The 10,447-nt window shown below is 64.4% G+C and carries 10 protein-coding genes and 2 riboswitches; of the genes, 6 read left to right on the forward strand and 4 right to left on the reverse strand.

Annotation, left to right across the window (positions count from 1 at the left end):
• Nucleotides 1–45 precede the first annotated feature (45 nt).
• Nucleotides 46–630, forward strand: a complete 585-nt coding sequence (gene nfuA / locus C8K66_RS26505) for a Fe-S biogenesis protein NfuA (RefSeq protein WP_003190728.1) — start codon at nt 46–48, stop codon at nt 628–630.
• 251 nt (nt 631–881) lie between these two features.
• On the opposite strand, the gene cobM is transcribed toward nfuA, so the two are convergent.
• The 4 genes from cobM to C8K66_RS26525 form a co-directional block, all read right to left on the reverse strand.
• Entirely contained in the window at nt 882–1,628 is a 747-nt protein-coding gene (gene cobM, locus C8K66_RS26510) for a precorrin-4 C(11)-methyltransferase (protein ID WP_108526425.1), read from the reverse strand.
• 70 nt (nt 1,629–1,698) lie between these two features.
• The gene (locus C8K66_RS26515; RefSeq protein WP_108526427.1) at nt 1,699–2,091 is read right to left on the reverse strand and encodes a cobalamin biosynthesis protein; all 393 of its coding nucleotides are present in this window, start codon (nt 2,089–2,091) and stop codon (nt 1,699–1,701) included.
• Entirely contained in the window at nt 2,088–2,792 is a 705-nt protein-coding gene (locus tag C8K66_RS26520; protein WP_046383142.1) for a CbtA family protein, read from the reverse strand. Before C8K66_RS26520 ends, C8K66_RS26515 begins: the two co-directional genes overlap by 4 nt.
• A gap of 11 nt (nt 2,793–2,803) precedes the next feature.
• On the reverse strand, nt 2,804–2,992 hold the full coding sequence (locus C8K66_RS26525; protein ID WP_108526429.1) for a CbtB-domain containing protein: 189 nt from the start codon (nt 2,990–2,992) through the stop codon (nt 2,804–2,806).
• A 96-nt stretch (nt 2,993–3,088) separates the two neighbouring features.
• Nucleotides 3,089–3,299: riboswitch (cobalamin riboswitch) on the reverse strand.
• A 41-nt stretch (nt 3,300–3,340) separates the two neighbouring features.
• A riboswitch (cobalamin riboswitch) is annotated at nt 3,341–3,541 on the forward strand.
• Between the two features lie 91 nt (nt 3,542–3,632).
• Between C8K66_RS26525 and cobW the strand changes: the two genes are divergently transcribed.
• The 5 genes from cobW to C8K66_RS26550 all read left to right on the forward strand — a co-directional run.
• Entirely contained in the window at nt 3,633–4,700 is a 1,068-nt protein-coding gene (cobW, locus tag C8K66_RS26530; protein ID WP_046383143.1) for a cobalamin biosynthesis protein CobW, read from the forward strand.
• A 3-nt stretch (nt 4,701–4,703) separates the two neighbouring features.
• The gene (gene cobN, locus C8K66_RS26535) at nt 4,704–8,465 is read left to right on the forward strand and encodes a cobaltochelatase subunit CobN (RefSeq protein ID WP_108526431.1); all 3,762 of its coding nucleotides are present in this window, start codon (nt 4,704–4,706) and stop codon (nt 8,463–8,465) included.
• On the forward strand, nt 8,465–9,466 hold the full coding sequence (locus C8K66_RS26540; protein ID WP_108526433.1) for an ATP-binding protein: 1,002 nt from the start codon (nt 8,465–8,467) through the stop codon (nt 9,464–9,466). Before cobN ends, C8K66_RS26540 begins: the two co-directional genes overlap by 1 nt.
• Before the next feature lie 53 nt (nt 9,467–9,519).
• A complete protein-coding gene (locus C8K66_RS26545) occupies nt 9,520–10,122 on the forward strand; it encodes a VWA domain-containing protein (protein WP_108526435.1) in 603 nt (200 codons plus the stop codon).
• Between the two features lie 110 nt (nt 10,123–10,232).
• On the forward strand, nt 10,233–10,447 hold a 215-nt coding region (locus C8K66_RS26550; protein WP_132849961.1), incomplete at its 3' end, for a hypothetical protein.

Raw genomic sequence — 10,447 nt, forward strand, 5'->3', positions numbered from 1 at the left:
GTAATATTTTGGCGTAAACTGCCAGCAAGCCTGTGAGGAGTTTCCATGACTGCCATAACCATTACCGACGCCGCCCACGATTACCTGGCTGACCTGCTGTCCAAGCAGAACACCCCGGGTATCGGCATCCGCGTCTTTATCACCCAGCCTGGCACCCAGTACGCCGAGACGTGCATCGCCTACTGCAAGCCGGGCGAAGAGAAGCCGGAAGACACCGCGCTGGGGCTGAAAAGCTTCACCGCGTATATCGATGCCTTCAGCGAAGCGTTCCTCGACGACGCGGTGGTCGACTACGCCACTGACCGCATGGGCGGCCAATTGACCATCAAGGCGCCGAACGCCAAGGTGCCGAACGTCAATGCCGACAGCCCGGTCAACGAGCGCATCAATTACTACCTGCAAACCGAGATCAACCCTGGGCTGGCCAGCCACGGTGGGCAGGTCAGCTTGATCGACGTGGTGGATGACGGTATCGCCGTATTGAAGTTCGGCGGTGGCTGCCAGGGCTGCGGCCAGGCGGATGTGACCCTGCGTGAAGGCATCGAGCGTACCTTGCTGGAGCGCATTCCGGAGCTCAAGGGCGTCCGCGATGTGACTGACCATACGCAGAAAGAAAACGCCTACTACTGAGTCAGGTGTTCGCTGCGAGCAAAAAAACGGCGCCCCGTGAGCGCCGTTTTTTTATGCTTAAAATTCAGCTGCTTACGCGACCTACCTAACGCTGAACATTAAGTGTGGGAGGGAGCTTGCTCCCGATAGCGGTGTATCTGTCGATTGATAAGTCGACTGACCCGCCGCTATCGGGAGCAAGCTCCCTCCCACATTTTTTTGTGTTTATTTAATTAAATCAGTGTTTTATGTTTGTTTTTTGATGTTTTTGATTAGGGGCGGTACAGGTGTGCATGCCCGGCCCGATACAGCGACGACGCGCTGAAACTGTCACTGGCCAGCACCCGACCCACCACAATCAGCGCCGTGCGCCTGAAGCCTTTGGCCGCGACTTTTTCGGCAATGTCCGCCAAGGTGCCGACAGCCCAATCCTGATCCGGCCAGGTCGCGCGGTGTACCACGGCAATCGGGCAATCCGAGCCATAGTGCGGCAGCAGTTCGGCGACGATCTTCTCCAGGTGATTGACCCCCAGATGAATCGCCATGGTCGTGCCGTGGCGGGCCAGGCTGTCGAAGTCTTCACCGGCGGGCATGCGGGTTTTATCGGCGTAGCGGGTGAGGATCACGCTCTGGGCGATGTCCGGCAGGGTCAGTTCAGTCTCCAGCAGCGCCGCGCAGGCGGCCACGGCGGTGACGCCGGGAATGATCTGGAACGCAATGCCCAACTCGCGCAACAGGCGGATCTGTTCGCCAATTGCGCCGTACAGGCTTGGATCGCCGGAGTGGACCCGCGCCACATCCTGGCCCTTGGCATCGGCGGCCTTGATCAGCTCGATGATCTGTTCCAGGTGCAGTTCGGCGCTGTTGACCACTTGTTCGGCCTGATGCCCCTCCAGTACCGCCGCCGGCACCAGCGACCCTGCATAGATGATCACCGGGCAACTGCGGATCAGCCGCTGGCCTTTGACGGTGATCAATTCCGGGTCGCCGGGGCCGGCGCCGATGAAGTAGACGGTCATGGACAAATCCTGTGAAAAAACGCGCGAGCATGAAGAACGCTCATGATCGGAAGCGGCGATTATCGCGGTTTCAGTCGGCGCAGGCCAATGCCAAGGTGGCCTGGGCGGATTTTTTGCGCGGGACCAACAGGCGCGCAGGGGCGCCGCCGAGTTGTTCGGCCAGGGCCAGGGCGGCGCTTTCGGCGATGCCGTAACAACCGGTATGGGCAAAGGCGACGGCAGACCTGTGGCTCAGGCGGTCGTCATACATCGCCAGGTGCGCCGCGCTGAAGCAGTGCAGCGGCAGGTTCAGCCATTGGGCCAGGGCCAGCAAGCCCGGTTCATTCTGCTTGCGATCAAGGCTGGCCAGGGCGGTGATGCGATGGCGCTCGATACCGCCCTCGGCGAGGGCGGCGTTCAGCAGGTCCAGCAGGGCTTGAAACTCGCAGCCGCGCTGGCAGCCCAGGCCGACCACGAGGGTCATGCGATGTATCGATCGTTGCGGTTGCGGCGAAACAGCCAGGCGCTGATCAGCCCCAACGCCAGCCAGAACGCGACGTTGGTCAGTTGCGAGGCGATCTTGAACTGCGCTTCCAGGGCCTCAGGGGCCAGCATCGAATGCACTTCAGGTTGCGGAGCGCCAATCACATGAGGCACCACGAGGATTGCCGCGCCCAGCGCTTTGAGCAGCCAGTTGCCACCGAATACCAGCAGCGCGATACCGGCCGCGGTTGAGGCCGCCGTGCCGATCCACCAGATCTGCCGTTGTGCCAGGTCGGCCGCGGCAGTGCCCGGCAATTCCGGCGGCAGGCCCAGGGTTGGCGCCAGCACGAAGGTTGCGTAACCGGCCAGGCCCCACAGCAGGCCTTGAGCCGTGCGAGTCGGCGCGCGCAGGGTGTAGAGCCCGGCGAGCATCAAGGCGAAACCGACCGCCACCACCAGATTGCCGCCGGTGGTCGACAGCACGCGCTGCCAGCCGTCTTCCGGCTCCCAGGCTTCGGCGTCATGGGTGTGTGCAGCGGTGCCAGCGGCGTGCTCGTGTGCCACTTGTGTCGCGGCTGGGGCTTTTTCAAAGGTTTCCGCCTGCATGATCAGCGGGGCGACCCAGAAACTTTGCAGCAAGGTCAACAACAGGGCGGCCAGCAGCCCACTGAAACCTGCGGTTTGCGCAATACGCTTGATCATGTCGGCAGGTCTCAATGGCACGGGAACGCGGCGCTGTGGCGGGTATCGTGGGCGGCGTTGTGTACCGCTTCGATATGCGAGAACCCGGCGAAATACACCAGGCACGCGCCGAGGATCGACGCGCCGATGGCGGCGCCCAGGCGTTGGCTCAGGGTGGCGGTGCTGCTGGTGGTAGACGAGGTGCTGCTGATGATCGACATGGCGCGTCCCTTCAGGGGTTCAGGGTGACACGAGCGCATGCAAAACCCGCGAGCCAGGCACGCAGGGTTCAAACAGCGCCCGCCCACCGCGGGTTTGTTAGATGATTTTTTTCGGGCCGGTCTCCGGGCTTGCGAGGGGACTCTTGAACTGAGTCCTGAAAGCATCGCCTTCCCATGCACAAAGCACAGTGGCCGTGACGCTTCGCTCGCTTACCGTTGCGGGGGCAGCACCGGACTGGTCATATCGGTATGACGCACCGGTTTCCCGTTTCACCCTGTGAAGGGCACCCGAAACAAGGTGTGTAGGAAAGCATGCAGGGCGACGGTAGTCAAATTGACTGAGCCCCTGTAGCCTTGCACCCTCGAGGTTCTTCGGCCCAGGCCGGAGCTAAGAAGGGAACGCGGTTCAAGCCGCGGCTGCCCCCGCAACTGTGAAGGGTTTATCTGACTGCCACGCCACTGCCATCAAGGCGGGAAGGCGCAGCCAGCGCCGGTCGCAAGACCCGCAAGCCCCAAGCCAGGAGACCTGCCTCGCAACTGATTTTTCAATTCAACCGGGCGGGGTGATCCGGTGACGAAATCTGCTGCTGCGCGTCGCGCAGGGCCTATCGTCCCGTATGCCCGCCCCCAAGGGCATCCGATGAAAACACTGGCCAAACTCCCCGTCACCATCGTTACCGGCTTTCTCGGCTCGGGCAAAACCACCTTGCTGCGCCATATGCTCGATAACGCCCAGGGCCGTCGCATCGCGGTGATCGTCAACGAGTTCGGCGAGCTGGGCATCGACGGTGAAATCCTCAAGCAGTGCTCCATCGGTTGCACCGAGGAAGAAGCCAACGGCCGCGTGTATGAACTGGCCAACGGCTGCCTGTGCTGCACCGTACAGGAAGAGTTCTTCCCGGTGATGCGCGAACTGGTTGCCCGTCGCGGCGACCTTGACCATATCCTCATCGAAACCTCCGGCCTGGCCCTGCCAAAACCCTTGGTCCAGGCGTTCCAGTGGCCGGAAATCCGCAACGCCTGCACGGTCGATGCGGTGATCACCGTGGTCGACAGCCCCGCCGTGGCGGCCGGCACCTTCGCCGCCTTCCCGGATCAGGTCGACGCCCAGCGCAAACTCGACCCGAACCTGGACCACGAATCACCGCTGCATGAACTGTTCGCCGACCAACTGGCCAGCGCCGACCTGGTGATCCTCAACAAGTGCGACCTGATCAGCCCCGACGACCTGGCCCGCGTGCGCCTGGAAGTCGCCGAAGAGTTGCCGCCGGCGGTGAAGATCATCGAAGCCAGCAGCGGTCGGGTACCGCTGGACGTGCTGATCGGCCTGGGCGCCGGCTCCGAAGAGCACATCGACGGTCGCCATAGCCATCACGATCATCATCACGAAGGTGAAGACGATCATGATCATGATCACGATGCGTTCGACTCCATTTCCATCGACTTGCCCCAGTCCGACGAAGCCCTGCTGCTCGACGCCCTGAGCCAATTGGTGGTGCAGCACGGCATCCTGCGCGTCAAAGGCTTCGCGGCGATCCCGAACAAGCCGATGCGCCTGCTGATCCAGGGCGTGGGTACACGCTTCGACAAACACTTCGACCGCGCCTGGAGCGCCGATGAAGCGCGCATCACGCGCCTAGTGCTGATCGGCCAGGACCTCGACGCGGCGGGCCTCGAAGCGCAATTGCGCGCCGCCCTCAGCGTTTAACCCATGCACCTGCTCAGGACCCAGCCCGGCGGTTTCGTCGCGGACGACAACATTGCCGACCTTGGGCAAACCCCCGCCGAGCTGGTGATCCTGTGCAGCGGCGACTCCAGCCTGGCGCTGCTGGCCGAAGCGGCCCAGCAGTTGCCCGAGGATTACCCGAGCCTGCGCCTGGCCAACCCGATGCAGGTGCAGAACCATGCATCGGTGGACCTGTACGTCGATGAAGTGCTGCGCCACGCCAAGGTCATCCTGATTTCCCTGCACGGCGGCATCGGCTATTGGCGTTACGGCGTCGAGCGCCTGGTGGCGTTGGCCGAGCGCGGGGTCACGCTGATCCTGGTGCCGGGGGATGACCGCCCCGACCCGGAACTCAGCGGCCTCAGCACCGTGGATGCCGCAGCGCGTGACCGCCTGTGGCAGTTCCTGCGCCAGGGCGGCCTGGGTAATGCGCTGGATTTTTATCGTTGCCTGGCCAGCGCCTACCTGGGCCGCGACTATGCCTGGGCCGAGCCGCAAACCCTGGCGCGCAGCGCGATTTATCACCCGCGTAAAGCCCATGCGTGCCTCAACGACTGGCAGTTGGATTGGAGTCCTGAGTTCCCGGTGGCGGCGGTGCTGTTCTACCGCTCCCATCTGCAAGCGGCCAATACCGGTTTTATCGATGTGTTCTGCCAGCGTCTGCAGGCGGCGGGCCTGAATCCGTTGCCGATGGCAGTGGCCAGTCTGAAGGAGCCTGGCTGCCTGACGGTGGTCGAGGACTGGCTGGATGAGGTCGGGGCGGCGGTGATTCTCAACACCACCGGCTTTGCCCAGTCCAGCCCCGAAGCGCCGCATTTGCGCCCGTTTCGCCGCAATATCCCGGTGATCCAGGCGATTTGCGCCCAGGACAACCAACCCGCCTGGCAGGCCAGCGAACAAGGCCTCGGCCCGCGCGACCTGGCGATGCACATCGCCTTGCCGGAACTGGACGGGCGCATCATCAGCCGACCGATCAGCTTCAAGGACCTGGCCTGGCGCAGTGAGCGCAGCCAGTCGGACGTGGTGTGCTACCGCGCAGCGCCGGAGCGCATGGACTTTGTCGCTGAACTGGCGCGCCGTTGGGTCGAACTGGCGCGGGTGCCGAATGCCGACAAGCGCATCGCCCTGATCCTGGCCAATTACCCGACGCGCGACGGCCGCATCGGCAACGGCGTCGGCCTGGACACGCCGGCGGCGGCGCTGAATATCCTGCGGGCCTTGCAGGCCGAGGGTTATCCGCTGCCCGAAATCCTGCCGGAAAGCGGCACCGCGCTGATCCACGAACTGCTCGGTGGCGTCACCAACGACCTGGACAACCTCGACCTGCGCCCGTGCCACCAAAGCCTGGGCCTGGACGACTACGAGGCGATGTTCAAGCGCCTGCCCGAAGCCAACCGCCAGGCGGTGTTGGAACGCTGGGGCACGCCGCACAACGACCCGATGTGCCGCGACGGCCGCCTGATGATCGCCGGCCTGCGCCTGGGCTTGACGTTTATCGGCATCCAGCCGGCCCGCGGTTATCAGGTGGACGCCAGCGCGGTGTACCACGACCCGGACCTGGTGCCGCCTCACGCTTACCTGGCGTTCTATTTCTGGTTGCGCCACACCTACGGCGCTCACGGCGTGATCCACGTCGGCAAGCACGGCAACCTGGAATGGCTGCCGGGCAAGGGCGTCGGGCTGTCGGAAAATTGCTGGCCCGACGCGCTGCTCGGGCCGCTGCCGAATATCTATCCGTTTATCGTCAACGACCCGGGTGAGGGCGCCCAGGCCAAGCGGCGCACCCAGGCGGTGATCATCGATCACTTGATGCCGCCGCTGACCCGTGCCGAAACCTACGGGCCGCTGCGCGACCTGGAGCTGTTGGCGGACGAATACTACGAAGCGCAATTGCTCGACCCGCGCCGCGCCCGCGAGCTGCAAAAGGACATCCTCAAGCTGGTGCGCGAAACCCGTATCGACCAGGAGCTTGAACTGGACAGCGAGGCCGACGCGGCGATCTGGCTGCCGCGCCTGGATACCTACCTGTGTGACCTGAAGGAATCGCAGATCCGCGACGGCCTGCATGTCTTCGGCGAGTCGCCCCAGGGCCGCTTGCGTATCGACACCTTGCTCGCGTTGCTGCGTATCCCGCGTGGCGACGGCCGAGGCGCGCAATCGAGCCTGTTACGGGTGTTGGCCAAGGCCTTCGAGCTGGGTTTCGACCCGCTGGACTGCGCCCTGGCCGAACCCTGGACCGGACGCCGCCCGGAGGTTTTGCAAAGGATCGATCTACAGCTGTGGCGCACCGCTGGTGATACCCGCGAGCGCCTGGAACTGTACGCTGCACTGTTGATCGAGCAGGCGCTGGCGGGGCCGCTGGAACAGCTGGAAGAGCCCGGTTGGGAGGACGTCAAATCCGTCATCGAAAGTCTGCGCAGTGTCGTGGCGCCACGCCTGGATGGGTGCGGCCCGGCGGAAATGCGCGGCCTGCTCGATGCCCTGGGCGGCCGCTTCGTGCCGGCGGGCCCAAGCGGCGCGCCGAGCCGGGGGCGTCTGGATGTGCTGCCCACCGGGCGTAATTTTTTCAGCGTCGACGTGCGCAACCTGCCAACCACCACTGCCTGGCGCATCGGTTTCCAGTCGGCCAACCTGATTCTCGAGCGGCACCTGCAAGACGACGGCGACCACCTGCGCCAGCTCGGCCTGTCGGTGTGGGGCACCGCGACCATGCGTACCGGCGGCGACGATATCGCCCAGGCCATGGCCCTGATGGGGGTACGCCCGGTGTGGGCCACGGGCAGCCAGCGAGTGGACGACTTCGAAATCCTGCCGATCAGCCTGCTGGACCGCCCGCGTGTCGACGTGACTTTGCGCGTGTCCGGGTTCTTCCGGGATGCCTTCGCCAACCTGATCCGCCTGTTCGATGCGGCGGTACAGGCGGTGGCGGCGCTGGACGAGCCTGACGATATGAACCCGCTGGCCGCCAAGGTCCGTTGCGAGCGCCAGGCGTTGCTTGAGTCCGGCCTGGACGAGGCCGCGGCGGCGAAACAGGCGGGCTGGCGTATTTTCGGGGCCAAGCCGGGTGCCTATGGCGCGGGCGTGCAGGGCGCGATCGACGGTCGCTTGTGGCAAAGCCGCGAGGACTTGGCCGAGGTCTACCTGAATTGGGGTGGCTACGCCTATGGTGGCGCCGACGAGGGCACCGCCGCCCGCGGGCAATTCGCCCAACGCCTGAGCCAGGTGCAGGCGGTGCTGCAAAACCAGGACAATCGCGAGCACGACCTGCTCGATTCCAACGATTACTACCAATTCCAGGGCGGCATGCTCGCCGCCGTGGAAACCCTGAGCGGCGACAAGGCCGCCAGCTACCATGGCGACCACAGCCAGCCGGACGTGCCGAAGATCCGCACCTTGAAGGAAGAGCTGAACCGGGTGATCCGTGCCCGCGCCGCCAACCCCAAGTGGATCGAAGGCGTGAAGCGTCATGGCTATAAAGGTGCGTTCGAGATGGCGGCAACCGTGGACAATCTGTTCGCCTTCGACGCCACCACCGCGCTGATCGACGATCACCAATACGCCTTGCTCGCCGACGCCTACCTGCTCGACCCCGACACCCGCGCCTTTGTGCAACAGCACAACCCTGATGCCCTGCGGGACATGACCGAGCGCCTGCTCGAAGCCCAGCAGCGTGGCATGTGGCAAGCGCCGGGGGCGTATCGCGAGGCGTTGGAAAACCTGTTGCTGGATATAGAAGAAGACAGCTGATGACTGATATTCCCCATTTCCCGCTGTCGGCCGTGGTCGGTGCCGACGACCTGAAACTCGCGCTGTGCCTGACCGCCATCGACCCGAAGATCGGCGGCGTGCTGATCGAAGGCCCGCGCGGCATGGCCAAGTCCACCCTGGCACGTGGCTTGGCGGACCTGTTGGCCAGCGGTCAATTCGTCACCTTGCCGTTGGGCGCCACCGAAGAGCGCCTGGTCGGCACCTTGGATCTGGATGCAGCATTGGGCGAAGGCCGCGCGCAGTTTTCACCCGGCGTGCTGGCCAAGGCGGATGGTGGGGTGTTGTATGTCGACGAGGTCAACTTGCTGCCCGATCATTTGGTGGACCTGCTGCTGGACGTGGCCGCCAGCGGCACCAACCTGATCGAGCGCGACGGCATCTCCCACCGGCATGCGGCGCGCTTTGTGCTGATCGGCACGATGAACCCGGAGGAGGGTGAGTTGCGTCCGCAGTTGCTCGACCGCTTCGGCTTCAATGTGGCCTTGAGCGGGCAAACCGTGCCGACCGAGCGTGGGCAGATCATCCGCCGGCGCCTCGACTTCGACAGCGACCCCGTGGCCTTCTGCGCGTTGTGGGCCGAACCGCAGGCCGCCCTGCGCGAGCGTTGCACCCGGGCGCGGGCCTGTCTCGAGGCCATTGCATTGGATGACGAGGCGCTGGCACAGATCACCCAACGCTGCTTTGCCGCGGGCGTGGATGGTTTGCGCGCCGACCTTGTCTGGTTGCGTGGCGCAAGAGCGCATGCAGCCTGGCGCGGCGCGACCGCCATCGCCGAGGAAGATATCGAAGCCGTGGCCGAGTTTGCCTTGCGCCATCGTCGCCAGGCGCAGTCCCCGCCGCCCAGCCCGCCCAACCGTGAGGGCCAGGCGCCTCAAGCGTCCGACACTTCACCCGGCCAAGGCCAGTGGGGCGATATGCCCGCACCGGCCTTGCCCACGGGCGCTCGCCGAGACGTGCCCGCCTGGCCAAAAAAGCCTTAGGCATCCGCCCCCGACCTGACGCGGGGGCGGATGCCCGGCCCAAGGCGGGGCGACTGGATAAAGGCAGGCACGGCAAGTCGCGCGACGCGCAGCAGGGCTCGATCAATTGGCCGGGCACCTTGCTCGGCGGGCGGCCGCAGTCTCGTGAGGACCTGCGTTTCCACCTGCGCAGCCGCTCGGCCCAGGAGTTATGGTTGGTGATTGTCGACGCGTCGGCATCGACGCGGCGGCATCGTGCATTGACCGATGCCAAAGGGTTATTGGCGCAACTGTTGGATGACGCCTACCGCCAGCGGGCGCGCATGGCATTGCTGACGGCGAGCGGGCAGTCGCCGAAGTGGCAGGTGCAGGGCCTGAAAGCCGCGAAAAGCCTGGCTGGCTGGCTCGATCAGCTCGGCGCGGGTGGCGGTACGCCGCTGTTGGCAGCGCTGGGCGAGGCGGCGCAATGGCTGGTGGCACGCAGAACGCGTTTCCCCACCGAACAGCAGCGGTTGCTGGTGCTGACTGACGGACGAGTCAAGGAGATTGCCGCGTTGCCATCGCTGGATTGCCCGGGGTTATTGGTCGATATCGAGCGCGGGCCGATTCGGTTGGGGAGGGCGCGAGAACTGGCTCAGCGCCTGTGCTTGGATTATCGACATATCGATAGTTTTTAGGCTCTAAAACCAGATCGGGAAGTGTCGCTCTTGTAAAGTCGAATCTTCCGACATTAATCACCGATAACAAATCTTTACTCTCTGGGCTTTCGCGTCCAGGAGTAAAGGGAATGACTTCCAGCGTACTGCCGAGGGTTCTTTTCGATCATGGCCGGCACACCCTGAGTGTGCGCAACATCGAAGCCCGTCTCGACGTGTTGGCCTTTGAAGGCCGCGAACACCTGAGCCAACCCTTCACCTATCGCGTGGAATTCACCAGCACCGAACGTGACCTCGCCGCCGAAACCCTGCTTGGCCAGGACGCCCGTTTCAGCCTGCACGCCGC

This window comes from Pseudomonas sp. GV105, assembly GCF_003058185.1.
In the GTDB taxonomy this organism is placed as follows: Bacteria; Pseudomonadota; Gammaproteobacteria; order Pseudomonadales; family Pseudomonadaceae; genus Aquipseudomonas; species Aquipseudomonas veronii.